Here is a 24,748-nt window from a genome sequence, read left to right as displayed (position 1 = left end):
GTCTTTGAGTCCTACCACGGGAAGCGGCTGTTGTTCGCTTCGTCCCTCCGTCCGCTGGCCGAGCGACATGTTCGAGCGTCATCGTCGCGGCGGCCAGGTCCAGCGGGCGGGGGTCGGCGGGGCGGCGCGAACCGGCCGCGGTTACCGGTGTACGGGCAGGGTGAGGTGCACGGCCAGTAGACAACGGCCCGGCGGGGGCAGCCAGTCCACGTCCGGTCGGTCCGAAGGTCGTCGTGCCCCATCCTCGCCACACCGGCCGGGAAGGGCCTGGGAGCATCGGGGCGCGGCGCGAGCCGCGCCCCGATTTCATGTCCAACGGGCGGTTCGTGCCCCGACGGCCCGACGCGGCCGGTGCACCCGCCAGCCAGGTAACCTTCGCCCCGTGATCGAGGTGAAGCGGTGACGACCCTGGACCGGGATGAGACGCACACCCCGGCGGCGCTGCCCCGACCGGTCGTTCCCGGCCGGCCGCTGCCGCTGCGGGTCGCCGTACCCCTGGCCGTGGCCGCCGGGTTGGCCCTGCTGGTGGCGTTCCCCCCGTACGGGGTGTGGCCGCTCGCGCCGGTCGGGGTGGCGTTGCTGGCCGCCGCCGCGCACCGGCGGCGGTTGCGCGCCGGCGCCGGCCTGGGCTTCCTGACCGGGGTGGCGTTCTTCGCCCCGCTGCTGGCCTGGACGAACCTGCACACCGGCTACCTGCCGTGGGTGCTGCTGTCGCTGCTGCAGGCCGGCTACCTGGCGCTGCTGGGCGCGGCCACCGCCTGGGTGTCGCCGCTGGCCGACCGCGCCCGCTGGGCGTGGCCGGCGCTGACCGGGCTGCTCTGGGTCGGGCAGGAGGCGCTGCGCGACCGCACCCCGTTCGGCGGGTTCCCGTGGGGGCGGTTGGCGTTCAGCCAGGACACCTCGCCGCTGCTGCGCCTGGCCGCGCTGGGCGGCGCCCCGCTGGTCACCTTCGCCGTGGCCCTCATCGGTGGGTTGCTGGTCACCGCCGCCTGGCGGGGCTGGGTCACCGCCCAGCGCCCCGCAGCCCCGCCCAGTGACGCCGTGCCGGGCGCTGAGAGCCCGCTGGACGGCTCGTCACCCGCCGGGGCGACGGCGGCACGACGGTGGACACCGGTGGCCGTACCGGCCGTCGTGGCCGTCGCGCTGACCGCCGGGGGTCTGCTGGTGCCGGTCGCCACCGCCGGGTCCGGCGCAGGCGTCACCGTGGCGATCGTGCAGGGCAACGTGCCGCGGCTGGGCCTGGACTTCAACGCCCAACGGCAGGCGGTGCTCAACAACCACGTCGACGCCACCATCGAGCTGGCCGGGCGGGTCGCCGCCGGGCAACAGCCGCGACCCGACCTGGTGGTGTGGCCGGAGAACTCCAGCGACATCGACCCGCTGCGCAACCCCACCGCCGGGGCGCGAATCTCCCAGGCCGCCGACACCATCGGCGCGCCGATCCTGGTCGGCGCGGTGCTGCTGGGCCCCGGCGCCGGGCAGGTCCGCAACGCGGGCATCCTGTGGCGCCCCGGCACCGGCCCGGACCTCGACCAGCTGTACACGAAACGCCACCCGGTGCCGTTCGCCGAGTACGTGCCGCTGCGCGACGTGGCCCGGATGGTCAGCAAGCAGGTCGACCTGATCCGCAACGACTTCGTGCCCGGAAGCACCCCGGGCGTGGTACGCGCCGGCCCCGCCGTGCTCGGTGACGTGATCTGCTTCGAGGTCGCCTACGACGAGGTGGTCCGCGACACCGTCACCGGCGGCGCGCAACTGCTGGTGGTGCAGACCAACAACGCCACCTTCAACGTGGCGGAGGCCCGCCAGCAGATGGCCATGGTGCGGCTGCGGGCGGTGGAGCACGGGCGGCCGGCGTTGATGGCCTCCACGGTCGGGGTGTCCGGGTTCGTCGCACCCGACGGGCGGGTAAGCGATGCCACCGGGTTCAACACCCGGGAGGTCGTGGTGCGGCAGTTGCGGCTCGACGACGGACGCACCCTCGCCACCCGCCTCGGCTGGTGGCCCGAGGTGGCGCTCGCCGCGCTGGCCGCGGCGGCCCTGCTCGGCGCGGCGGTGCTGCGCCGGCGGCAGCGGGTCAGGCCCGGATAGCAACAGCCGGTACGCCGGCGGGAGCGGAGGAACCGTGATCCAGGCGACCGATACGATCCGACGCGCGGACGAGGTGCCCGGGGTGGGCCGGGTGCTGGTGGTGATCCCCACCTACAACGAGGCCGACAACATCGCCGTGATCGTGGGCCGGGTTCGGCGCGCCGCCCCGGCGGTGCAGATCCTCATCGCCGACGACAACAGCCCCGACGGCACCGGCGCGATCGCCGACGCCCTCGCCGACGGCGACGCGCACGTGCAGGTGCTGCACCGCCAGGGCAAGCAGGGCCTCGGTGCGGCGTACCTGGCCGGGTTCGGGTGGGCGCGCGAGCGTGGCTACCAGGCGGTCGTGGAGATGGACGCGGACGGGTCACACGCCCCGGAGGACCTGCCGGCGCTGCTGGACGCCGCCCGCGACGCCGACGTGGTGATCGGGTCGCGGTGGACCAGCGGCGCGCGGGTGCTCAACTGGCCGCTGCGGCGGCTGTTGCTGTCGCGCGGCGGCAACCTGTACGCGCGCCTGGCGCTGGGCATGCCCGTCTCGGACGCCACCGGCGGGTACCGGGTGTACCGGATCAGCGCGTTGGACGCCATCGACCTGGATTCGGTGACCTCGCAGGGCTACTCGTTCCAGGTGGAGCTGTCGCGGCTGGCGCACCGGGCCGGTGTGCGGATCGTGGAGGTGCCGATCACCTTCGCCGAGCGGGAACGCGGCGACAGCAAGATGAGCCCGAAGATCGTGGCCGAGGCGCTGTGGCGGATCACCGCCTGGGGGGTGCGTGACCGGCGCCAGGCGGTACGCCGGGGCCTGCACGGCACCGCCACCGGTCAGGCACGGTGGCCGTGAGCGCGGCCGTGTCATGCTGGATGAGCGGAACACGTCCGTGGTGTCCGCAGGAATGGCGATGAGGTGAGATGCGCCGAGGACTGAGGTTCGTACCGTTGGCCCTGTTGCTGGCGGTGGTGCTGGAGCTGGCGGTGTTCGTCGGTGTGGGACGGGCGCTGGGGTTCGGCGCGGCGGTGTTGCTGGCGTTCGCCGCGTCCCTGCTGGGGTTGGTGCTGCTACGCCGCGAGGGGATGCGCGCCTGGCGTGGTTTCCGCGCCGCCGCTGCGGCCGGGCAGCCCCCGGGTGGGCAGGTGACCGACGGGCTCGTCGGGTTGGCCGGCGCGCTGTTGCTGGCGGTGCCCGGCCTGGTCAGCGGGCTGGTCGGGTTGCTGCTGCTGGTGCCGCCGGTGCGTCGACTGGCCCGCGCCGGGGTGCGCCGCGCCACCGAGCGGCGGGTGTCGTCGATGGTCGCCGGTGACCTGTTCGGGCCCCGCACGGTGCGGGTGCGCCAAGGTGCGCCGCAACCGACCCCGCAACCGACCCCGCAACCGGAACAGCCGGTGGTGGTCGACGGCGGTCGGGCCATCGAGGGCGAGATCGTCGAACCCGGCCGGCACTGAGACCAGGCCACCAGACAGACGACGACGGCGCCCCCGAGGAAGATCCTCGGGGGCGCCGTCGTCGTGCGCGTCGTGCGGCTCAGGCGCGGCCGCGGCGGGTCCGAACCTCCTGCAGGCGCTCCTCCAGGATGTCCTCCAGCTCGGCGATGGAACGCCGCTCCAGAAGCATGTCCCAGTGGGTACGCGGCGGCTTGGCCTTCTTCTGCTCCGGCTCGTTGCCGTCGACGAGTCGGGCGACGCTGCCGTCGAACTTGCATTCCCAGGTCATCGGGACCTCGGCGTCGACGGCGAACGGCACCTCGAACTGGTGGCCCTTGGCGCAGAGGTACTCGCGGGTCTGACGCGGCGCGAGCTCCGTGTTGCGGTCGGATTCATAGCTCACCGCGCCAAGGCGGCTTCCGCGCAGCATACGCTCGCCCATGATCGACTTCCCCTCGTTCGTGGTGCTGGTCTTCTGGGTGTAACGGTGCGTCCCCGTCGAGCCATTCCCGCCCGAGGGCGTGAGGCGTCCACGGGTGGGCCGGGACCAAGGGTAACCGGCCGGAACGGTCACCCGGTGAGGTGATCCCCAGGCGGTCGGGACAACGGTGTGTGTCCGCCGCCACCGGGGTGGTTAACCGCCCGAGCCTACCGAAGGTTGCGCCACGATCATCAGGTGACGTCGCCGGGAGTGGCGGCGCCGAGGCGGGCCAGCGCCAACGCCAGGTCACTGACCTGGTCGCCGAGCTGCGCCACCCGCCGCTGGGCCAGGTCCCGGTCGGTCTCGGCGGCGTCGAGTCGTACCGTCACTGCGGTGCGGTGACCCTCGGCGGTCGCCGCGGCCTGCCGGGCCACGCTCAGCTCGGCGGTGAGCGTGTCGCGCTGGGTCGCCAGGGCCGCCACCTCCGCGCGTAGCCGCGCGGCCAGCTCCGCGGCCTCCTGCCGGGCGTCGTCGGCCTGCCGGGCAGCGACCTCGGCGCGGTCGCGGGCCCGGTCGGCCTGCTCGCGGGCCCGGGCGGCGTCGGCGGCCTCGGCGCGGGTCCGCGCCGCGTCGGCGCGGGACTGCTCGATCTGGCGCCGAACGTCCTGAACCTCGGCCTGCCACCGCCCGGCCCGCTCGGTCGCCTCGGCGGCGGCCCGGCTGGTCCGTTCGGACTCGGCGCGCAGCGCGTCACGTTCCACGCTCAGGTCGGCCACCCGCTGCCGTTCGGCGTCGCGCTCCGTGCGCAGGTCCCGCGCCTCGGTGCGGGCCTGGTCGCGGTCGCGCTCGGCCTGGGTGCGCAGCGCCTCGGCGGCGCTGGCGTCGTGACGCGCCTTGTCGCGGGCGGCCTCGGCATGCTGCGCCCGCTCGTCGGCGGCGGTGGCCTGCCGCTGCGCCAGCTCGGCGCGCTGGCGGGCGTCGTCGGCCTCGGCGCGGGCGTCGCGGGCCTGCTCGCGGGCGCGCGCCGCGTCGGCCGCCGCGGTCTCGGCGTCGTCGCGGGCCTCGTCGCGTTCGGTCTGCGCCGCCGCGATCTCGGTGGCGGCCTCCGCGCGGACCTGCGCGACCTGCCGCTGCACACCCACCGGGGACAACTCGGCGTGCAGCGACTCGGTCAACGTCTCGACGATCTGGTCGAGGCGGTCCACCGCCTCCCAGGTGCGGGCCACCTGCCCGGGCAGACCGGGGGCGTTGCGGTGCCGCATCCGGCTGTTGCGGGAGGCGCGCTGGCAGGCGCCGTCGTTGTCGCGGCAGTAGCGAAACGGTCGGCCCGCGCCGACCCGTTGCGGCACCGGCGCTGCACAGTGGGCGCAGGGGCGGGTCTCGGTGGTGTCGGGCTGCGCGTCCATCGAGGGCGAAGTCTAGTGCCGGCCGGTCAGCTCGTCGCCCGGGCCGTCGCGTCCAGGGTGTAGCGGCGTTGCAGCAGCAGCGCCGCGAGCATCGCCACCGCCGGCAGCAGCCCGAAGCCGTAGCGGACCGCCGCGAGCGCGGCGTCCGGCTGCACCGGCGACTCACCGGCCGTCGAGGCCACGAAACCACCCACGGTCAGGCACAGCGCGTACGCGTACGGGCCCAGGGCCGCGCCGGTGGCCTCGGTGGCCGTCCACACCCCGGTGTAGGTGCCGGCCCCCGTGGCGCCGGCGTTGCTGGCGGCGCGGATCACGTCGGGCAGCATCGAGAACGGCAGCAGTTGCATGCCGGCGAACGCGACCCCGAGCACCGCCACCGCGGCGACCAGCACCGGCAGGCCGGCCGGCCTGCCCACCGCCAGCACCAGGGAGCCGATCGCGAACGCGCCCTGCGCGCCGAGCAGCGCCCGCTGCTTGCCGACGCGTCGCGCCACCACCAGCCAGGCCGGGGTGACCAGCAGCGCCGGCGCCACGAACGCGGCCACCAGCACCGTGGTCAGGCCGGGGGCGCGCAGCTCGTACTCGGCGTAGTAGGGCACCCCGGCGAGCACCAGGTGGGTGGTGGTGGACATCGCCAGGTACGCGGCGACCAGCCAGCGGAACTGCCTGTCGCGCAGCGCGGTGCGCAACGCCCGCCACCCGCCGTGCCCGGACGCGGTGCTGGGCGGCGCGGACCCGCGCAGCCGGGCGATGCCGGCGACACCGACCAGCATGGCCACCAGCATCCCCACGGCCAGGACCACGCCCATCCGCTGGTAGCCGCCCGGCGTCGCGGCGTCGCCGCCGGTGAGCAGCGGGGCCAGCAGCCCGGAGACCAGGATGCCCAGGGTCAGCACCACCATCCGGAACGCCATCAGCCGGGTGCGTTCGTGGTAGCCGATGCGCAGGTCGGCCGGTGTGGACAGGTAGGGGACCTGGTAGGCGGCGAAGAGCAGGTTGCCGGCGATGAAGAACACCGCCACCCACGCGGCCGCCGCCGGGCCGGTCAGGCCGCCGGGCACGGCGAAGAGCGCGGCGAACGCGACGGGCAGGGCGCAGCCGAGCAGCAGCAGGCGACGACGGTCGCCGCGTCGGGTCTGCTCGACGTCGGCGCGGTGCCCGATCCAGGGGTGCAGCAGCACGTCGGCGATCTTCGGCAGCAGCAGCGCCAGGCCGGCCAGCCACGGCCCGACGGCCAGCACGTCGGTGAGGAAGTAGAGCAGCAGCAGGCCGGGCACTGTCACCCAGACACCCATGCCGAGCGAGCCGGCCGCGAAGCCCGCCAGGGGGCCGCGCGGCAGGGTCGCGTCGGTGGCGGCCGCGGGCCGCCGGTCCAGCCCGGTCATCGCCGCATCCTCTCCGCAATCCAACGGTTGCTGGATTCTAGGGGCAGAATGGCGGCCATGACCATGCCCCGCCGCCGCCCGGGTCGGCCCCGCCGCGAGGAGACCCGGCCGACCCGCGAGGTGGTGCTCACCGCGGCGACCGCGCTCTTCGCCGAGCGGGGCTTCGACGCCGTCGGGCTGCGGGAGGTCGCCGCCGCCGCCGGGGTCGACGTCGCCACTGTCGCGCACCACACGGGTACGAAGGCAGCGCTCTACGACGCGTGCTTCGCCCGGGTGTTCGCCGCCGAACGGGACGTGCTGACCGACGCCGCCGAGCAGGCCCGCGCCGCTCTCGACGCGGGTCCGGACGCGGCGCGACGGGCCCTGCACGAGCTTGTCGACGTCTTCGTCGACTTCCTGGAGGACCGCCCCGAGACCACAGCGCTGTGGCTGCGCCGCTGGCTGGAGCCGCAGCGGCACGCCGAGCTGGACCAGCGCTACGCCGACCCGTTGTACCGGCTGGTCGCGGAGTTGCTCACCGCCGCCGCGGCGACCGGCGCCCTCGCCGAGCCGACCCCACACATCACCGTGCGGAGTCTGGTGTGGGCGACGCACGGGCACGTGGTGGCGTTGGCCGCGGGCGCGCCCGGCGCTCGGGAGCGGCGCGAGTTCCGGGCGTTCGTGCATCGCCTGCTCGACGGGCTGTACGGATCACCGACCCCTTGACGGGCCGCCGCCGCACGATGATTATCCATCGGACGTTGGATTGATGGGGGCGGCAATGGGCGTACCACAGCGGGTGGCGGTGATCGGGGCCGGCGCCGCCGGGCTCGCCGCGGTCAAGGCACTACGCGACGCCGACGTGCCCACTGTGGGCTTCGAAGCCGCCGAGCAGGTCGGCGGTCTGTGGGTGTACGGGGCGCCCGACTCGCCCGCGTACCGCACGCTGCACCTCAACACCAGCCGTGTTCGCACCCAGTTCGCCGACCACCCGATGCCGAGCGACTGGCCCGACTACCCCGACCACCGTCGCGTCGCCGGTTACCTCGCCGACTACGCCGAGCGCTTCGGGCTGGCCGACACCATCCGGCTGGGCCACACCGTCGAGCGGGTCACCCAGCATCCCAACGGCACCTGGACGGTGGCCGCCAGCGGCCCGAGCGGCCCGGTCGAGGTCACCGTCGACGCCGTGGTCGTCGCCAACGGGCACAACCGGGTGCCCCGGCTGCCCGACCCCGGCTACCCCGGCACCTGCACGGCCGAGCAGATCCACAGCCACGACTACCGGGGCCCGGAGCAGTTGGCCGGCCGGCGGGTCCTGGTCGTCGGCGGCGGCAACTCCGCGATGGACATCGCCGTCGACGCGTCGTACGCCGCCACCCGCACCCTGCTGTCGCTGCGCCGGGGCGTCTGGGTGGTGCCGAAGTACCTCCTGGGACGCCCCTCGGACACCCTCAACGGGGCGCTGGCCCGCCGGCTGCCGTGGCGTCTGCGCCAACGCATCAGCCAGACGATGCTCAGCGCAACCGTGGGCAACCCCGCCCGCTACGGGCTGCCCGCACCGACGCACGGCTTCCTCCAGGACCACCCGACGCTCTCCGACGGGTTGCTGTCGCGGCTGACCCACGGTGACGTCGAGGCCCGACCCGGCGTCGCCGCCCTCGACGGCGACCGGGTGGAGTTCACCGACGGCCGCAGCGACAGCGTCGATCTGATCATCTGGTGCACCGGCTACCGGGTGGACGTCCCGTTCCTCGACCCGGCGTTGCTCGCCGGAGGCGCCGACACCCTGCCGTTGTACCGGCACGTCTTCCACCCCGACGCCCCCGGGCTGAGCTTCGTCGGGTTGATGCAGTCCACCGGTTCCGCGTTTCCGCTGGTCGAGGCACAGGCCAAGCTGATCGCGGCGCACCTCGCCGGCCGGTACGCGCTGCCGGACCCGGAGCGGCAGCGCGCCGTCTGCCGGGCCGAACTGCGGGCCGCGACCGCCCGCTGGGGTCAGCGCCGCCCGGCGATGCGGGTGGACTTCGACGTCTACCTGGCCGAGCTGGCCCGGGAGTTGACCGCGGGGACGCGCCGCGCCGGCTCCGGCACGGCGTCCTCGGTGGGGGCACCCCGGTGAGCGGTCGCTCCCTGGTCGCTCGGCGGGTGCTGGTCACCGGGGCGAGCGGGACCTTCGGCCGCCACCTCGGCGCCGCGCTGAGCGGGGCCGGCGCCCGGGTGGTGGGGCTCGACCTGCACGCCAGTCCCGACGACGACGTGCCGGTGCTGGGCTGCGACCTGACCGACCCCGACGCCGTGCCGGCGGCGGTGCGGGCCGCCGTCGACCGGCTCGGCGGGCTCGACCTGCTGATCAACAACGCCGGAGTCGGTGGTCCCGCGCCGGCCGAGCTGCCGCCCGACGAGGTGGTCCGCCGGCAACTGGAGGTCAACCTGCTCGCGGCCTGGCGTACCACCGCCGCCGCGCTGCCTCCGCTGCTCACCGCACGCGGACGGGTGATCTTCGTGGCCAGTCGGATGGCGGTGCTGCCCCTTCCGCTCGCCGCCGCGTACGGGGTGAGCAAACGGGCCCTGGTCGCCTACGCCGACGCGCTGCGCCACGAGGTGGGCACGCACGTCGGAGTGAGCGTCGTCTACCCGAGCATGGTCGCCTCACCGATCCACGACAGCACCGCCGAGGCGGGGCTGTCCCTGCGGGGGGTGTCCCGCCCCGAGCCCGTCGAGGGGGTGGTCGCGGCGATCCTGCGGACCGCCACCGCCCGGCGGGCGCCCCGCGACGTGGCCACCACGGCACGCGGCCGGTTGGAGATGGCCGTCGGCCGGCACGCGCCCGCGCTGGCCGACCGACTGGTGCGCCGTACCCTCGCCGCCCGGCTCGCCGCCGGTGACCTGGACGCCGCGCCGCTGGCCGCCGGGATGCTCGACCGCCACCGGGGACGCTGAACGCCCGGGTCAGGGCGTGGCGACGGCCGCGCGCGAGCGGTCGGCGGCGATGCGCACGGCCAGCGCCGCGAGCGCGGTGCCGGTCACCCACCGCTGCACCCGCAGCCACACCGGCCGGCGGGCGAAGAACCCCGCGAGGGCGCCGGCGCTGAGCACGATCAGCGCGTTCACGCTCAGCGCCACGGCGATCTGGGTCAGACCGAGCAGCAGGCTCTGCGTGGCCAGGTGCCCCCGCGTCGGGTCGATGAACTGCGGTAGCAGCGACACGTAGAGGATCGCGATCTTCGGGTTCAGCAGGTTGGTGACCAGGCCCATGGTGAACAGCCGCCGGGGCGGGTCCGGCGGCAGCGGCGCGGGCCGGAACGGCGAGTGCCCACCCGGACGCAGCGTCCGCCAGGCCAGCCAGAGCAGGTAGCCGGCACCGGCCAGCTTCACCACCGCGTACAGCGTCGGCACCAGGACGAAGACGGTGGCCAGGCCGGCGACCGCCGCCGCCAGGTAGACGCCGAAGCCGGCGGCCACCCCGAGCAGTGAGACCAGCCCGGCTCGGCGGCCCTGTGCCACCGAGCGGGACACCAGATAGACCATGTTCGGGCCGGGCGTGAGCACCAGCCCCAACGCCACCAGCCCGATACCCAGCAGTGCGCCCGTACTCACCACGACGCTTCCCCCGTTCGTAGTCCCCACACCGACCGTAATCAGGATGAACATCCCGACCCAGGGCCACCTGACGAGCCGTGGCCTGCGATCCCGCAGTGATCCATTCGCGTTCGACGCAACGGCAGCGCCGTGGCGGGAATGCTCACCGTGGCGGGCGCGCTGACCCCTGGCAAGTGCGTGTCGCCGGCCGGAGGCGGCGCGTTACGGTGGCCAGGGAGGTGCCGCACGGTGACCGAGGCGTGGGAAGCGTCAGTGGAGGCGAAGATCCAGGATGCCGTTCAGCGCGGCGAGTTCGACGACCTGCCCGGCATGGGCAAGCCGATCCCCGGTCGGGGGGCGCCGTATGACGAGGCGTGGTGGATCAAGAGCTTCCTGGAGCGCGAGGCGCTCCCCAGTGACCTGCTCCTGCCCACGTCGCTGCAACTGCGCCGACGCATCGAGCAGGTCCCCGACGAGGTCCGCGACCTGCCCACCGAACAGTCCGTCCGCGACGTCGTGGGGCAGTTGAACGCACAGATCGTGGCGTGGCTGCGCTTCCCCGACGACGGCCCCCGGGTCGCGGTGCGCCCGGTGAACACCGAGGACGTGGTCCGCCGCTGGCGCGCCGAGCATGCCCGCCCCAAGGTCACCTCGACCGTCACCGAACCGGCGACCGTCGTGACGCCGTCGCGCCGTCGCCGCCGCGGCTGGTGGCCGCTGTGGCGCCGCCGTCGGGGCTGACCACCGGGGCACGGCCACGGCAGACTGTGCCGATGCTGATCGAATCGCGGACGCCCGGCACGCCCTCGACGCCGGGTGTGGCCCTGCGTCAGTGGTGCGCCGACGACCTGGATGAGCTGATGGATGCCTACCGGGATCCGGTCCTGCGCCGCTGGACCAGAGCTCCCGTGACCACCGCCGCCGAGGCCCGGCGGTGGTTGGAGGGCGCACTGCGCGACTGGGCCGACGGCCGGCGGTACACCTTCGCCGTCCTCGAAGAGCAGGCCGACGGCGCTCGGCTGGTGGGCAACGTGGTGCTCAAGGGGGTCACACCGGAGCGCCCAGCTCCGGAGGTGGGCTACTGGACAGCGTCGTGGGCACGCGGCCGCGGCGTCGCCCCGCGCGCGGTCACCGCGCTGAGCCGCTGGGCGTTCGACCGGTTCCCCGAGGTATCGCGTCTCGACCTGCTGCACCAGGTGGACAACGCGGCGTCCTGCCGGGTGGCGCAGAAGTGCGGCTTCGTGTTCCAGGAGACCCTGCCGGCCCGGCCGCCCTTCCCGCTCGACGGTCACCGCCACACGCTCGACGCCGGCTAGCCGGGCAGCACGCTCGACACCTCCCGCCGGCCGTCCCGAACCTGGTGCGAACGGATCCGAACAGGTCCGAACGCCTACTCCCGGCCCCGACGGCGCGAACGCGGATACGGTCTGGGCCGAGCGCCCAGATGACCGCCGGCGCGGGAGGGACGGGCGAGGTGACCGAGCGCGCCGCGACGTACGCCGAGGTGTTCGCGGTGCGCGAGTACCGCCACCTGTTCGGGGCGTACCTGCTGTCCCTGGCCGGCGACCAGCTCACGGCCGTGACCGTGGCGTACCTCGTCTTCAGCGAAACCGGCTCGGCTGCGCTGGCGGCGGCCGCCTACGCCAGTTCCTACCTGGCCTGGCTCACCGGCGGACCGCTGCTGTCCGGTCTGGCCGACCGGTTCCCCCGGCGAAGCGTGATGATCGTCTGCGACCTTGGCCGCGCGGCGCTCATCCCGCTGGCGGCGCTGCCGGACCTTCCCGCACCAGCCCTGGTGGTGCTCCTCTTCGTGGTCAACCTGATGCGACCACCGTTCGTGGCGGCGCGGGCGGCGTTGATGCCGGAAGTGCTCGACGGCGACCGCTACGCCGTGGCCAACGGCGTGGACAACATCTGCGCCCAGGTCGTGCAGGTGGTCGGCTTCGCGGTCGGGGGGAGTCTGGTGGCGCTGCTGTCGCTGCGCGGTGCCCTGCTGGTGGATGCCGGCACGTTTCTGGTGTCGGCTCTTCTGATCGGAATCGGCGTGCGTTCCCGCCCGCGCCTCGACCGCGGTCGAGCCCTACCGGCCAGGGCCGGGCCGTCGGTCTACGGGTGATCTTCGCCGATTCCCGGCTGCGGTCCTACGTTCTGGTCCTGTGGATGGCCAGCGCCTTCACCTACGCAGCCGAGGGGCTGATGGCGCCGCTGGCCCGGCAGTACGGCGGCGGCGCCGGCACCGTCGGACTGTTGCTGGCGGCGGCGCCGTTGGGGATGTCCATCGGCGGGGTCGCGCTCACCCGCTTCTGTCCACCGGCGGCCCGGCCACGGCTCATCCTGCCGCTGGCCGCGATGTCGGCCGGGGTGCTGACGGCGGCGTGGCTCGTCCCTCCGTTGTGGATGATGCTCGTGCTGTTGGTGCTGGCCGGCGCGGCGAGTGCCTTCGCCATCCCCCTGAACGCGTTGTTCGGCCGGGCGGTGCCGACGCGGTACCGGGGGCGCGCGTTCGGGGTGGCCATCACCGGTCTCAGTGGGCTACAGGGGACGGCGATGGTCCTCGCGGGTCTGGCCGCCGACCGGTGGCCGGCCACCACGGTGATCGGGGTCAGTGGATTGTCGGGCGCGGTGGCGGTTCTCGCCTTCGTGCCGCTGTGGCCACGGCGACCCGACTCCGCACCTGCGACGTTCGAGACTGCTGTCGAACAAGCCCGAACGACTCCGAACGCCGACATCCCTACCGCCGAAGCAGTCCGTGGCCGACGCTGAGGTCAACTGGCGGGCACGGGGGCCGTCCACCGAGGGGAGAGGAGAAGGGCATGCGCAGCGTTCGCAACCGCGGCATCAGCTGGACCTGACCCTGACGCTCCAATCGGGTGGTCGCCCGGGGGCAGGCGACCACCCGGCCCCTCGGCGCTGGTGCGAGTCAGTCGACTGCGGCCTGCCAGCTCCAGGAGGTGCGCCTCGCCCGGCCGGGCAGCTCACCGCGGCCGGTCATCCAGAGCAGCACCTCGGGCGCCGCCCCGGGCGGGGCATCCGGGAAGAGTCGCCGCAGCACCAGCGCGCTCAGGCGCTGCGGCGGCTGCCACGGCACGCCGAGACCGAGGGTGATGTCGTGGGTGTGCAGCAGGGTCTCGGCCACGCCCATGGCGGCGAAGCCGGCCGGATCGCACGGACCGAAGTGCCAGGCCCGCGCGTCCGGTGGGGCGGCGTCGACGGCGGCGGCGAGCAGACCGGCGCAGGCCCGCACCACAGTGAGCACCTGCGTCGGGCTGGCGTCGGGGGAGACCCGCAGGTCGTACGGCAGATAGCCGTCATCCGGGCGGCCGGTGACCTGGCCCGCGTACGCGAGGAGGTCGTGCGCGATGTGCGCCGCGGTGGTCCAGCAGCTCCAGGTCAACGAGCCGGCCGGCACCGACCAGTCGCGTTCCCGGTGTGGCAGCAGCACCCTGGTCGTCTCGTCGGCTGCCTCCCGCAGGTCGGCGCCGGTCATCGCCGACATACGCCAACCCCTCCGACGGCGCCGGGCGTGGGATTCGCGTCGTGGGTGAAGACAGTCGAGGCGTGCAAGAATCCATCCTCGCACATGGGGGGAGGCGGGCGGAGTGTTGCCCAACCTGGTGGTGGACACGACGGTGCTGCCCCCGGCGGACCGGTTCGCGTTCTGGTATGCGCTGGTCGCTCAGGAGACGGCGCCGGCGCACATCAGCAGCGGCCACCTGGACAATTTCGTGGCCTACGCGCAGGCCATCGATCTCGGCCGCATTCGGATGACCTCGCTGCGCTACCCGTCGCTGGACTCGATCCGGCCCACGAAACTGGTCCGCCGAGCCGAGGGGGACGTGTACCAGCTCGCGATGCCGCTGACCGGTCGCAGCACCCTGATCCAGGACCGCACCGAGTCCACGCTGGAACCCGCCAACCATTTCACGCTCCTGGACACCGCGCGGCCGCACGTCGCCCGGCACCGCGCGGACGGCCCCGGTCTCGCCACCACGATCACCGTGCAGATACCGCACGCGGCGCTGCGCCTGGCGCCGGATCGGCTCCGCCGCCTGCTGGCCACGCCGATGTCGTCGCACCTCGGCGTTGGCGGGCTTCTGGCCCACCACCTGCGCAGCATCGCGGCGCACCCGGAGCAGTTCGCGCCGGCTGAGGCCGAGATCCTGGGCGGGGTGGCGGTGGACCTGCTCACTGCCGCGCTCGCTCAGTACCTCGACATCGAGGACACCCTGTCGCCGGAGGCGCGGCACACCGCACTGCGGGCCCGGGTCGTCGATTTCATCGACCGCCACCTCGACAGTGACGAGCTCAGCCCTCGCAGCGTCGCCGCCGCCCACCACATCTCGCCGCGGTCGCTTCACCGCCTGTTCGAGGCGGAGGCGACGACCGTTGCCGAACTCATCCGCGCCAAGCGCCTGGAGCAGTGCCGGCGTGATCTCGGCAACCCGCTGCTGCGGCAGCCGATCCAGGTCATAGCCGCCCGTTGGGGTTTCCCGGACAAGGCCCACTTCAGCCGCCTCTTCCGTGCCCACTACGGACGTTCGCCGCAGGAGTACCGCACGGGCGTCGCTCGCCGGGACCGGTGACCCGACCGACCGCTACCGCCGGCGGTCGGTCGGATCGTCCTCGACGAAGTCACGCACCGCGGCGCGGATGCTCTCGCCGTACGGGTCGTCCGGTAGCCGCACCAGGTGTTCGCGGGCTCGGGCGAGGTGCTTCCGGGCCGGGCCGACGTTGCCCAGGCGCCGGTGGCAGTCGGCCAGGTTGAGGTACAGCGACGGCAGGAACGACTGGACCTGGAGTGAGGACAGATACCGCTGGGCGCGTTCGTCGGTCAGGTCGGACACTGCGGCCAGGGCACGTTCGTCCCAGGCCAGCTCCGCCTCGGTGGTGTCCTGAAGGTCGGCGAGGTAGTGCGCCAGGGTGCAGCGGTGCAGGGCGTCACCGGTGGGGCCGAGTTCGTCCCACAAGGCGGTGAGCAGTTCACGAGCCTGGGCGGGTGCGCCGCTCTGGCCGAGCTGTACGGCGTCGATGATGCGGCTCATGGTCGGGTCGGCGGTCGATTGTTCGGTCATGCCGCCGATGGTCGGGTCTCCACCCGGTCGAGGGTCAAATCCTTGTTGCGTCTGAAAGTTACAAAGCTCTGCTCAGATCTTGCACTTAGCTGTCGAATTTCCCTAGGCTGCCGTGGTGAGCGAACATTCGCTGGTCGAAGCGAGAGATCTGACGAAGGTCTATCCAGCACGTGGTTCCACTGCGGAGTTCCGCGCGGTCGACGGCATCGACTTCGCGCTTGAGCGAGGGGAGTCGTTCGGGCTCCTCGGCCCCAACGGCGCCGGCAAGTCCACCACCATGCGGATGATCGCCGCCACGTCGCCGATCAGCGGTGGCAGCCTGCGCGTGCTGGGCATGGACCCGATGAGACAGGGGCCGGAGATCCGGGCCCGGCTGGGCGTCGTCACGCAGGACGACTACCTGGACAACGAGCTCACCGTGCGGGAGAACCTGCACATCTACGGGCGATACTTCGGCCTGTCGCGGGCCGTCATCCGGGACCGCGCGACCCGACTGCTCGACTTCGCCCAGCTTCAGGAGAAAGCCGGCGACCAGGTGGAGACGCTCTCCGGCGGCATGCGGCGGCGGCTGACCATCGCCCGCTCCCTGATCAACGAACCGGACATCCTGCTGCTCGACGAGCCGACCACCGGCCTCGACCCGCAGGCCCGACACATCCTGTGGGACCGGCTCTTCCAGCTCAAACAGCAGGGCGTCACGCTCATCCTCACCACGCACTACATGGACGAGGCCGAGCAGCTCTGCGACCGGCTCATCGTGGTCGACCACGGCCGCATCGTCGCGCAGGGCTCACCCCAGGAACTGATCACCAGGTACGCCACGCGGGAGGTTCTCGAACTCCGCTTCCGCCTCGACGAACGCGACACCGCGGCGGAGAAACTGCGCACGTCGGTGCTGGCCACCGGCGGCAACGACACCGAGGGCCGCGTCGAACTGCTCCCCGACCGGGTGCTCGTCTACGCCGCCGACGGCGAGGCGGCCCTCGCCACGGTGCACGCCATGTCGCTCACGCCGCTCACCGCACTGGTCCGCCGCGCGACGTTGGAGGACGTGTTCCTCAAGCTCACCGGCCGATCGCTCATCGAGTAGCAGGAGAGCTCACTGGTGTTTCGTGTATTCACGTACTGGTTGACGCGCTACCGGCGTACCTGGCGGGGCTCGATCGTGATCAACGTGCTGAACCCGTCGCTGTTCCTCATCGGCATCGGTGCCGGGCTGGGCGCGCTGGTCGACGACAACGCGCCCGCCCAGATCGCCGGCGTCTCCTACGCGGCGTTCTTCGCCCCGGGCATGCTGGCCGCCGCCGCGATGCAGAACGCGTTCCTGGAAGGGGCCGGGGGGGTCGCCCGCGCTGCCGGCTTCGGGGCGTACCGCAGTGCCACACCGACGCCGCTGCGGCCGGAGCAGCTCGCCGCCGGGCACCTGCTCTTCATCACCTTCCGGGTGCTCATCGCCAGCGGCGCTTTCATCGTGGTGATGGCCGCGTTCGGGTTGATCGGAGGATGGTGGGCCCTCGGCGCCCTGCTCGGCGCGACGCTGACCGGGGTCGCGTTCGCGGCACCCGCAGCCGCCTGGGCGGTCGGTGTGCGCAAGCTGCGCCACATCGACACGGTGTTCCGCTTCGTCATCATGCCGCTCTACATGTTCTCCGGCACGTTCTTCGCGGTCTCGCAGCTACCGGAGTGGATCCGACCGGTGTCCTACCTGCTGCCGCTGTGGCACGGGGTGGAGCTGTGCCGCACCCTCAGCCTCGGCACAGCGACGATCACCGGCAGCTCCGTCCACATCGGCTACCTGCTGGCACTCGCGATCGGCGGCTTCCTGGTCGCTCGGGTCACCTACCGCCGACGGTTGCACCCGTGACGGCCGACGTCCAGAGCCCCCTGGAGGCACCATGACCACCGTCGCCGTACCCGCCTGGACGAGACGCCGGGCTCTGGCGCTCATCGAACGCAACTTCATGATCTACCGCCGGTCGGTCACGCCGCTGCTCAACGCGCTCGTCGAACCGATCCTGTACCTGCTGTCGATCGGCGTCGGCGTCGGGATGCTCGTCGGCACGGTCCCCGGCGTCGAGGTCCCGTACGCCGCGTACGTGGCCCCGGCGATCCTGGCGACCACGGCCATGAACACGGCGTTCAACCAGACGAGCTTCGGTGTGTTCATCCGGATGAGGGTCGAGAAGACCTACGAGGCGATCCTGCCGACACCGCTCTCCGTCACCGACATCGCCGTCGGCGAGGTGACCAGCGCGATGATCAACGGGCTGCTGACGTCGATCGGATTCCTCATCCTCATGGCCGTCGGTGGGCTGGTCACGTCGGCCTGGGTGCTGCTGGCCCTACCGGCGTCGGTGCTGATCTCGTACGCGTTCGCGGCCGGCGGACTGGCCGTCACGACGTACCTGCGCGACTTCCCCGACTTCCAGTACATCCAGCTCTTCATGCTGCCGATGTACCTGTTCGCGACGACGTTCTATCCCCTGTCGGTCTACCCGGAGGCGGTGCGGCCCCTGATCCAGGCGCTGCCGCTCTACCACAGCATCGAGCTGGTCCGGGAACCCGCGTTGGGCCACCTCGGCTGGGAGCTGCTGATCCCGGTGGCCTACCTCGTCGCGTTCGGCTCGATCGCGATGTACGTCGCCACCCGTCGAATGACCCGGGCGATGCTGCGCTGACGACCACCGAGTTCTCGACTCCTCATCGCTGGGCGACGATGGTCTCCAGCACCGTGCGGACGGGGACCGGGCGGTGGCCGATGACCGTCTCCAGCGTCGGATCGGTCACGGCGAACTCTTTTCCTCGCGCCGCGCGGTACATGCCGAGAGTGAAGTCCGCTGCCCCGGCAGGCATGCCTCGCTCGATCGCGCCCGCCCGCCACTCGTCGTCCTGCACGACGACACGCTCGACGGTGCGGCCCGTGATGTCGCTGAGGAGGGCGGCCACCGCTTCGAGGTCGAGCATCTCCGACGCGGTCAGCGGTGCCGTGACCCCGTCCAGTACGCCGTCCTCGGTGAGGGCGACGGCTGCGGCCTCGGCCAGGTCTGCGTGCGCGGTCCAGGACACCGGGCCGTCCGCCGGCGCCACGAGTTGCCCGGTTTCCAGTGCCGTGCCGATGGAGAAGCTGAGCGCGCTCGCGTAGAACCCGTTGCGCAGTGCGGTGAAGGGAACCCCCAGTCCGGCCAGGTGCTCCTCGGTCGCGGCGTGCGTGGGCTGGGCGGCGAAGAGCGAGTCCCGGGAGGCGGCCTGGTGGCTGGTGTAGAGCACTCGGTTGGCTCCCGCGGCGCGGGCGGCGTCGATGGCGGCGCGGTTGGCGACGATCGCGCCGGGGCCGCGGATGGCGGCGGACACGATGAGGACCTTGTCGGCACCCTCGAAGGCGTGCCCCAGCGTGGCCGGGTCGGTGAAGTCCGCGGCGCGCACCCGCACCCCTCGCTCGGCGAGGCCGGCAGCCCTGTCGACGTCGCGCACGCTCACGGCCAGGGCGTCGGGCGGCAGCCGGTCGAGCAGCCGGTCGACGATCTGGGACCCGAGCTGACCAGTGGCTCCGGTGACGACGATCATGATGAGCGCTCCTTGTTATCGACGTTACGCGACGAACGTTATCATCGATAATTCGTGGATAACAAGTCACTGTTAGCATCGGTTCATGGTGACGACGCAGGACACCCGCGACGACGTCCGCGCGGGCATCGTCGCGGCAGCGACCCAACTGCTGCGCGAGAACGGCGCGAACGCGGTGACGACGCGCGCCGTCGCCCAGGCCGCGGGCGTACAGGCGCCGACCATCTATCGCCTGTTCGGCGACAAGGACGGCCTCATCGACGCCGTCGCCGAGCACGTCATGGCCACTTACGTCAGCGGCAAATCGGTCGCAGCGGACGGCGCGACGGACGACCCGGTCGCGGACCTGCGCGCCGGGTGGCGCGCGCACGTCGAGTTCGGCCTGACAAACCCCGAGCTGTACGCGCTGATCGCCACGCGGGGGAGCGGCGCACCCTCGCCGGCGACGGTCGCCGGCCTCGACGTGCTCCGTCGCCGCGTCCGGCGACTCGCCGCAGCCGGCCTCCTCCGGGTCGACGAGGAGCGCGCCCTCATGATGATCCACTCCGCGGGCAACGGAACCATCCTCGCGCTGCTCGGACTGCCAGCCGACCAGCGCGACCTCGGTCTGGGCGAGGCCATGCTCGATGCCGTGCTCACCAGCATCCTGGCGACAACTCCGGCGACACCCGACACGACCGCGAACGCGGTCGCGGTGACCTTCGCGACGGTGCTGGCCGACCTCCCGGGGCTCACCGCCGCCGAACGTGCGCTGATGGCCGAGTGGCTCCACCGATCGCTGACTCACCCGACCCCGTGATCGCCTGACGAGGAAACGACTCGACGTGATCGCGCTGGGGAGATAACTTGCAGTTGACCGCGCCACCGCCCGAGGAGGTGAGACCCATGAACGTTGTAGCGATGTGGGTGCTCCCCCTTGCCGTCACGGTCGGGCGATTGACGTAGGTGTCGCCGGGAGCGCCCTGCCAACACGGCACACTCCCGAAAGGCAACACCTATGTACCCTGCGCAATCCATCGCCGAGCCGCCGTACGACGTGATCATTGCCGGGTGCGGGCCGACCGGTGCGATGCTCGCCGCCGAACTGCGACTGCACGACGTACGGGTCCTCGTTCTGGAGAAGGAGACCCAGCCGGCGTCGGCCGTCCGCATCGTCGGCCTGCACATCCGCAGTCTCGAGCTGATGGCGATGCGAGGCCTGCTGGACCGCATCCTCCCGCACGGGCGGCGGCGTCCGGCCAGCGCCTTCTTCGCCGCCATCGCCAAGCCCGCGCCCAGGGGCGTGGATTCCCGGTACGCCTATCTGCTGGGTATTCCACAGCCGGTCATCGAACGTCTGCTCGAAGAGCACGCCATCGAACTGGGCGCGCAGGTCCGGCGCGGTTGCGCGGTCGTCGGTCTCGAGCAGGACGACGAGGGTGTGACCGTCGAACTGGCCGACGGGGAAAAGCTGCGTTCGCGTTATCTCGTCGGTGGTGACGGGGGGCGCAGCACTGTGCGCAAACTGCTCGGCGTCGGCTTTCCCGGCGAGCCCGCACGGACCGAGAGCCTGATGGGCGAGATGGAGGTGGGCGTACCGCAGGAGCAGATCGCCGTCACGGTGGCCGAGATCCGCGAGACCCATCAGCGATTCTGGCTCCGGCCCGCGGGCGTCGGGGTCTACAGCGTCCTGGTGCCCGCCGCCGGGGTCAGCGACCGCGCCGAACCGCCCACCCTCGAGGACTTCAAACACCAGTTGCGCGCCATCGCCGGGACCGACTTCGGCGTGCACTCCCCGCGCTGGTTGTCCCGCTTCGGCGATGCCACCCGGCTCGCCGAACGTTATCGGGTCGATCGGGTGCTGCTGGCCGGCGACGCGGCGCACATCCATCCGCCCATCGGCGGGCAGGGCCTCAACCTGGGCGTCCAGGACGCGTTCAACCTCGGCTGGAAGTTGGCCGCGCGAGTCCGCGGCTGGGCGCCGGACGCCCTGCTGGACACCTACCAGACCGAACGCCGTCCGGTCGCCGAGGCGGTGCTGGACAACACCCGAGCCCAGACGGAGCTGTTGTCCACCGAACCGGGCGCGCAGGCCGTGCGGAGGTTGCTCACCGAGCTGATGGACTTCGACGAGGTGAACCTCCACCTGCTCGAGAAGATCACCGCCATCGGCATCCGCTACGACTTCGGCGCGGGCCCTGACCTGCTCGGTCGCCGCCTGCCCGACCTGGATGTGAAACAGGGCAACCTCTACGGTCTGCTGCACCGCGGCCGCGGCCTACTGCTGGACCGCACCGAACGCCTCACTGTCGGCGGCTGGTCAGACCGGGTCGACTACCTCGCGGACCCCACTGCGGCAGTGGACGTTCCGGGTGTCCTGCTCCGCCCCGACGGACATGTCGCCTGGATCGGCGAGGACCAGCGGGACCTGGAGGACCACCTCACCCGCTGGTTCGGCAGGCAGGCCCACTGATCTCAGGAACGGCGGCCCTACGTGCCACCTGTTCACCGACCCCGCCACGACGGCACACCCAACTCGGTCATCTGCTCAGCGTTGTTGTGGGCGGTACGCTACGGGCGATCGGAGTTCGGTGAGAAACGGGTGTAGTCGATCGGCCAGGGCCGGGTCCGTGCGAGTGAGCTCTGCGGTCAGGGCCGTTGCGACGGCCGAGAGTGCGCGACGTAACTCAGTTTCGTCCATGCAGCGGACCAGTGTCGCTTCGAGCGGTCCGGTGATGTCGGCGGGCAGTAGGTGGGCGCCTTTGGCGTAAATTGTGGGGTGGCCCAAGCGCTGGCAGGCGAGTGCGATTGTCTGGGTGCGCATGGCGCCGATCCAGTGCTCCGCCTGCCAATATCTGCCTCGTTCAATGCTGATCCGCGCGTGTAGTGCGTGGTGCCATGCCAGGCCGGCCATCTCGTCGTGGCGGCTCGGCGTGACAGCCCGGGGTGGTGTGGACTGCCCGAATACGAGTCGCCAACTCGGGCCTCGCGGCCCGAACTCGACTTCCGAACTGAACGAGAGGTCGACTTCCAGGCAGTGAGGCAGCAGGAACACCCGGTAGATCGCAGGCCCGGACGTCACATCCCAGTGGTGGACCGCCGCGAAGTCCTGATACATCTGCCGCGTCCATCGACTCATCACGGCGTCGAGCGGTTCACTGACCCCCAAGGCCAGATCGATGTCCGACCAGCGATCCTCATCGTTCGTGGCGTGCGAGCCGGTGATCGCCGCGGCGACGACAGCGGGGTCTTGTTCCGCCAGCTGCAGCAGCCGCCGCTGGATCAGGTCGCGATCCTCTACTGAGAACATCAGGTCGCGGTGCTCCGACACCTACTTGCCGCGGCTGTGGGAGACGCGCGGCTGAGGCGGCGGGGAGCCGTTCTCGCTCGCACCATGACAAGCGGTTCGCACGCGTCCATGAGGACATCATGCCTCGCCGCTTGCGCCAGGAACTCGCCAGTGCGTCGATTCAGCACCGGAGCGATCGCATGTGATCCGTGGACGCTGGCAGACTGATCGCATGACGGGACTGACCGCCGAACTCGTGGTCGATGGCTGTGCCCCGCAGGCCCCGGCGCTCGCCCCGGACGGGCGGCTGCTCTGCTACGTCCTGGCTCCCGTCAGCCGGACCGGTGACCACCTCGACACCGAACTCTGGCTCGTGCACACCGATGGCGCCTTCGCGTCACGGCGGGCGACCGCCGACACCGCGACCGAGTCCCGGCCACGCTGGTCGGCCGACTCGGAGACGCTGTTCTTCCTGTCCGACCGCAACGACCGTGGTACCCCGCAACTGCACGGGCTCACCCTCGCCGACGGCACATTGACCACGTTGACCAACTGGTGCGCCGGCGTCCTCGACCACCTGCCGCTCGCCGACTCCAACCTGGTCGCTCTGCTCGCCGAGGACGAACCCACCGAGCAGGACGCGCGCCGCGCCCGGGACCGACACGACGCCATCGTCGTCGGCGAGCGCGAACCACGTGCCCGGATCCGCCTATTCGACCTACGCACCGGTGGGGTCACCACCCCGAAGGTGTTCGGTGACCGGCACGTCGTGGAACTGCGGCAACGTCCCGACGGCGGCCCACTTGCCGTGCTGACCTGGGCCAGCGCTGACAACGACTACGGTCCGCGTACCGGTCACCTGCACCTGTTCGACCCCACGGCCGGGACCGCCGAGAACCTCGGACCGGTCGGGGTCGACGCACGATCTCTGGCCTGGTGGCCGGGCGAGGACGGGTGGCACCTCGGTTACATCGCGCTCACCCCACCGGCTCTGCAGGCCGGCACCGCCGTGTTCGACCTGGCCGTGGACAGCCACGTCCTGCGCAACCGCACCGCCGGCCTCTCGATGTGCCCCACCGAACTGTGTCAAACCGACGCCGCCCCGCTGGTGGTTCTCGCCGACGGCCTGAACACGACAATGGCCCGGCTCGACCCCACCGACCTCACGACCCTGTCGCATCACCCCGGACGCCTCGACGACCTCGCCACCACCCCTACCGGCGACGAGATCGCGGTGCTCACCGGCACCCGCTATCAGCCCCCGAACGTTCACATCGGAGCGCCAACCGGGCCGCTGCGAAGAATCACCAACACCCGGCCGGAGCTGGACGGCATCGCACTCGGCACCCAACAACCGCTGGCCTACCGCGCCGCAGACGGCCTCGCCCTGGACGGCTTGCTCGTACTACCGGTCGGACGAGCCGCATCGGAGGGTCCGTTCCCGCTGGTCACAATCGTGCACGGAGGCCCATACGATCGCTACGCCGACCGTTGCCAGTTGTTCTGGATCCCCAGTGCGCAGTGGCTGGCCGCCGCCGGCTACGCGGTGTTGCTGCCCAATCCGCGCGGCGGCCAGGGCCGTGGCCACCAGTTCGCCGCCAGCATCGCCGGCCAGGTCGGCCAGCAGGAGTGGACCGACATCCTGGCCGGCATCGACCTGCTCATTGCCGAGGGCATCGCCGACCCTGACCGGCTGGGTATCGCCGGCTGGAGCCACGGCGGCTTCATGTCCGCCTGGGCCATCGGCCAGACCGACCGCTTCCGCGCCGCGCTGGTCGGCGCCGGCATCATCGACTGGGGCATGCTCGCCGCGACTGGCGAGAACGGCCAGTTCGAAGCCGCGCTCGGCGGCAGCACCGGCTGGTCCGGTATCGGGCCACACCCACATGACGCGGTCAGCCCGATCTCCTTCGCCAGCCACATCCACACGCCGGTGCTCATCCTGCACGGCGCCGAGGACACCAACGTTCCCGTCGGACAGGCCGTGTTCCTCCACCGGGCGCTGCGCCACTTCGACGTCGAACACGAGTTCGTGATCTACCCGAGAGAAGGCCACTCGGTCCGGGAACGCAATCACCAACTCGACGTCCTGCGCCGGACCCGCTCCTGGTTTGACCGCTGGCTGCGGCCTGAACCGGTACGCGGACCAGAGTTCATTGCTTCCCCTGGTCGTTGATGTGGCTGGCCGACCACGGCGGTCTCACGGAGCCACGCCGATCGACCATCGCTGTGTACCACAACAGTTTTCGAATACTGATACTCGCCTCCAGGGGAGGGATCATCGAGCAGGAGCCCTTCGTCACCGACCACAGTCCGTGTAGGACACTCGGCTGGTTCTAACCGGAGGGGTGTTCCGCCTCAACGGGTGTCGATGAAGGACGGCCCGGTTGTATTCTCCGGTCAAACGGGGAGGGCAGATGCCAACGAATCAATTGACGGGCGGGGAGTTCGCCCGCATGCTGGCCGCGACCGCCGGTCCGCTGCGAGGTGCCAGTCCTGCACCAGAGAATGACGAGACCGCGCGCCGCCCGCGGCCGGGCGAGTTCAAGCCGGCGTCA

General features: G+C 72.0%; 25 protein-coding genes. 17 read left to right on the top strand and 8 right to left on the bottom strand.

All coding sequences use genetic code 11. The annotated features are described in order from the left end of the window. The first annotated feature begins 441 nt into the window (after window positions 1-441). From lnt to ABZS40_RS08625, 3 genes are all read left to right on the top strand, one after another. Window positions 442-2,091 (top strand): apolipoprotein N-acyltransferase, encoded by a 1,650-nt coding sequence (lnt, locus tag ABZS40_RS08635; protein ID WP_354942833.1) that lies wholly within the window; start codon window positions 442-444, stop codon window positions 2,089-2,091. A gap of 34 nt (window positions 2,092-2,125) precedes the next feature. Next, entirely contained in the window at window positions 2,126-2,935 is an 810-nt protein-coding gene (locus ABZS40_RS08630; RefSeq protein WP_354942705.1) for a polyprenol monophosphomannose synthase, read from the top strand. A gap of 68 nt (window positions 2,936-3,003) precedes the next feature. Further along, on the top strand, window positions 3,004-3,534 hold the full coding sequence (locus ABZS40_RS08625; protein WP_354942704.1) for an FxsA family protein: 531 nt from the start codon (window positions 3,004-3,006) through the stop codon (window positions 3,532-3,534). Between the two features lie 79 nt (window positions 3,535-3,613). Here ABZS40_RS08625 and ABZS40_RS08620 read toward each other — a convergent pair whose 3' ends face one another. The 3 genes from ABZS40_RS08620 to ABZS40_RS08610 form a co-directional block, all read right to left on the bottom strand. Beyond that, a complete protein-coding gene (locus ABZS40_RS08620; protein WP_030489777.1) occupies window positions 3,614-3,955 on the bottom strand; it encodes an RNA polymerase-binding protein RbpA in 342 nt (113 codons plus the stop codon). Window positions 3,956-4,185: 230 nt separating this feature from the next. Then, window positions 4,186-5,340, bottom strand: a complete 1,155-nt coding sequence (locus tag ABZS40_RS08615) for a hypothetical protein (protein WP_354942703.1) — start codon at window positions 5,338-5,340, stop codon at window positions 4,186-4,188. A gap of 26 nt (window positions 5,341-5,366) precedes the next feature. Continuing rightward, window positions 5,367-6,725, bottom strand: a complete 1,359-nt coding sequence (locus ABZS40_RS08610) for an MFS transporter (RefSeq protein WP_354942702.1) — start codon at window positions 6,723-6,725, stop codon at window positions 5,367-5,369. A gap of 57 nt (window positions 6,726-6,782) precedes the next feature. On the opposite strand from ABZS40_RS08610, the gene ABZS40_RS08605 reads away from it, so the two are divergent. Genes ABZS40_RS08605 through ABZS40_RS08595 form a run of 3 tightly spaced genes read left to right on the top strand, consistent with a single transcriptional unit; the run spans window position 6,783 to window position 9,647 of the window. Then, window positions 6,783-7,430, top strand: coding sequence for a TetR/AcrR family transcriptional regulator (locus ABZS40_RS08605; protein ID WP_354942701.1), 648 nt, complete (start codon window positions 6,783-6,785; stop codon window positions 7,428-7,430). A gap of 55 nt (window positions 7,431-7,485) precedes the next feature. After that, complete coding sequence (locus ABZS40_RS08600) at window positions 7,486-8,826, top strand: NAD(P)-binding domain-containing protein (RefSeq protein WP_354942700.1); 1,341 nt, start codon at window positions 7,486-7,488, stop codon at window positions 8,824-8,826. Next, window positions 8,823-9,647: an SDR family NAD(P)-dependent oxidoreductase gene (locus ABZS40_RS08595; protein ID WP_354942699.1), complete on the top strand. Its 825-nt coding sequence runs from the start codon at window positions 8,823-8,825 to the stop codon at window positions 9,645-9,647. The genes ABZS40_RS08600 and ABZS40_RS08595 overlap by 4 nt, the downstream gene beginning before the upstream one ends. A gap of 9 nt (window positions 9,648-9,656) precedes the next feature. On the opposite strand, the gene ABZS40_RS08590 is transcribed toward ABZS40_RS08595, so the two are convergent. After that, window positions 9,657-10,307, bottom strand: coding sequence for a LysE family translocator (locus ABZS40_RS08590; RefSeq protein ID WP_354942698.1), 651 nt, complete (start codon window positions 10,305-10,307; stop codon window positions 9,657-9,659). A gap of 228 nt (window positions 10,308-10,535) precedes the next feature. On the opposite strand from ABZS40_RS08590, the gene ABZS40_RS08585 reads away from it, so the two are divergent. The 4 genes from ABZS40_RS08585 to ABZS40_RS08570 all read left to right on the top strand — a co-directional run bounded on the left by ABZS40_RS08585 (window position 10,536) and on the right by ABZS40_RS08570 (window position 13,049). After that, complete coding sequence (locus tag ABZS40_RS08585) at window positions 10,536-11,027, top strand: DUF1992 domain-containing protein (RefSeq protein WP_354942697.1); 492 nt, start codon at window positions 10,536-10,538, stop codon at window positions 11,025-11,027. 32 nt (window positions 11,028-11,059) lie between these two features. Continuing rightward, window positions 11,060-11,602: a GNAT family N-acetyltransferase gene (locus ABZS40_RS08580; protein ID WP_354942696.1), complete on the top strand. Its 543-nt coding sequence runs from the start codon at window positions 11,060-11,062 to the stop codon at window positions 11,600-11,602. A 158-nt stretch (window positions 11,603-11,760) separates the two neighbouring features. Next, window positions 11,761-12,402, top strand: coding sequence for an MFS transporter (locus tag ABZS40_RS08575; protein ID WP_354942695.1), 642 nt, complete (start codon window positions 11,761-11,763; stop codon window positions 12,400-12,402). Then, window positions 12,399-13,049: an MFS transporter gene (locus ABZS40_RS08570; protein ID WP_354942694.1), complete on the top strand. Its 651-nt coding sequence runs from the start codon at window positions 12,399-12,401 to the stop codon at window positions 13,047-13,049. The genes ABZS40_RS08575 and ABZS40_RS08570 overlap by 4 nt, the downstream gene beginning before the upstream one ends. Before the next feature lie 157 nt (window positions 13,050-13,206). On the opposite strand, the gene ABZS40_RS08565 is transcribed toward ABZS40_RS08570, so the two are convergent. Next, a complete protein-coding gene (locus tag ABZS40_RS08565) occupies window positions 13,207-13,773 on the bottom strand; it encodes a maleylpyruvate isomerase N-terminal domain-containing protein (RefSeq protein WP_354942832.1) in 567 nt (188 codons plus the stop codon). 112 nt (window positions 13,774-13,885) lie between these two features. On the opposite strand from ABZS40_RS08565, the gene ABZS40_RS08560 reads away from it, so the two are divergent. Next, the gene (locus ABZS40_RS08560) at window positions 13,886-14,869 is read left to right on the top strand and encodes a helix-turn-helix domain-containing protein (RefSeq protein ID WP_354942693.1); all 984 of its coding nucleotides are present in this window, start codon (window positions 13,886-13,888) and stop codon (window positions 14,867-14,869) included. Between the two features lie 12 nt (window positions 14,870-14,881). On the opposite strand, the gene ABZS40_RS08555 is transcribed toward ABZS40_RS08560, so the two are convergent. Beyond that, a complete protein-coding gene (locus ABZS40_RS08555; RefSeq protein ID WP_354942692.1) occupies window positions 14,882-15,358 on the bottom strand; it encodes a hypothetical protein in 477 nt (158 codons plus the stop codon). 148 nt (window positions 15,359-15,506) lie between these two features. Here ABZS40_RS08555 and ABZS40_RS08550 point away from each other — a divergent pair, with 148 nt between their 5' ends. From ABZS40_RS08550 to ABZS40_RS08540, 3 genes are read left to right on the top strand one after another with little or no spacing between them, the layout of a single operon-like run. Then, the gene (locus tag ABZS40_RS08550; RefSeq protein ID WP_354942831.1) at window positions 15,507-16,448 is read left to right on the top strand and encodes an ABC transporter ATP-binding protein; all 942 of its coding nucleotides are present in this window, start codon (window positions 15,507-15,509) and stop codon (window positions 16,446-16,448) included. Window positions 16,449-16,463: 15 nt separating this feature from the next. Next, entirely contained in the window at window positions 16,464-17,222 is a 759-nt protein-coding gene (locus tag ABZS40_RS08545; protein ID WP_354942691.1) for an ABC transporter permease, read from the top strand. Between the two features lie 31 nt (window positions 17,223-17,253). Beyond that, window positions 17,254-18,036, top strand: coding sequence for an ABC transporter permease (locus ABZS40_RS08540; RefSeq protein WP_354942690.1), 783 nt, complete (start codon window positions 17,254-17,256; stop codon window positions 18,034-18,036). Between the two features lie 22 nt (window positions 18,037-18,058). Here ABZS40_RS08540 and ABZS40_RS08535 read toward each other — a convergent pair whose 3' ends face one another. After that, window positions 18,059-18,922 (bottom strand): NmrA family NAD(P)-binding protein, encoded by an 864-nt coding sequence (locus ABZS40_RS08535; protein WP_354942689.1) that lies wholly within the window; start codon window positions 18,920-18,922, stop codon window positions 18,059-18,061. 85 nt (window positions 18,923-19,007) lie between these two features. Between ABZS40_RS08535 and ABZS40_RS08530 the strand changes: the two genes are divergently transcribed. Beyond that, a complete protein-coding gene (locus tag ABZS40_RS08530; protein WP_354942688.1) occupies window positions 19,008-19,721 on the top strand; it encodes a TetR/AcrR family transcriptional regulator in 714 nt (237 codons plus the stop codon). Between the two features lie 198 nt (window positions 19,722-19,919). Beyond that, window positions 19,920-21,374, top strand: coding sequence for a rifampin monooxygenase (gene rox / locus ABZS40_RS08525; protein ID WP_354942687.1), 1,455 nt, complete (start codon window positions 19,920-19,922; stop codon window positions 21,372-21,374). Window positions 21,375-21,449: 75 nt separating this feature from the next. On the opposite strand, the gene ABZS40_RS08520 is transcribed toward rox, so the two are convergent. Further along, window positions 21,450-22,232 carry a nucleotidyltransferase domain-containing protein gene (locus tag ABZS40_RS08520; protein ID WP_354942686.1) on the bottom strand — a complete coding sequence of 261 codons (783 nt, stop codon included), beginning with the start codon at window positions 22,230-22,232 and terminating at the stop codon, window positions 21,450-21,452. A 190-nt stretch (window positions 22,233-22,422) separates the two neighbouring features. On the opposite strand from ABZS40_RS08520, the gene ABZS40_RS08515 reads away from it, so the two are divergent. Further along, the gene (locus ABZS40_RS08515) at window positions 22,423-24,366 is read left to right on the top strand and encodes a S9 family peptidase (RefSeq protein WP_354942685.1); all 1,944 of its coding nucleotides are present in this window, start codon (window positions 22,423-22,425) and stop codon (window positions 24,364-24,366) included. Window positions 24,367-24,748 lie beyond the last annotated feature (382 nt).

It is taken from the genome of Micromonospora sp. NPDC005324, assembly GCF_040607155.1.
Classification (GTDB): Bacteria; Actinomycetota; Actinomycetes; order Mycobacteriales; family Micromonosporaceae; genus Micromonospora; species Micromonospora trifolii.
Note: the sequence above shows the minus strand (reverse complement) of the source record. Positions and strands in the feature narration are given on the sequence as shown.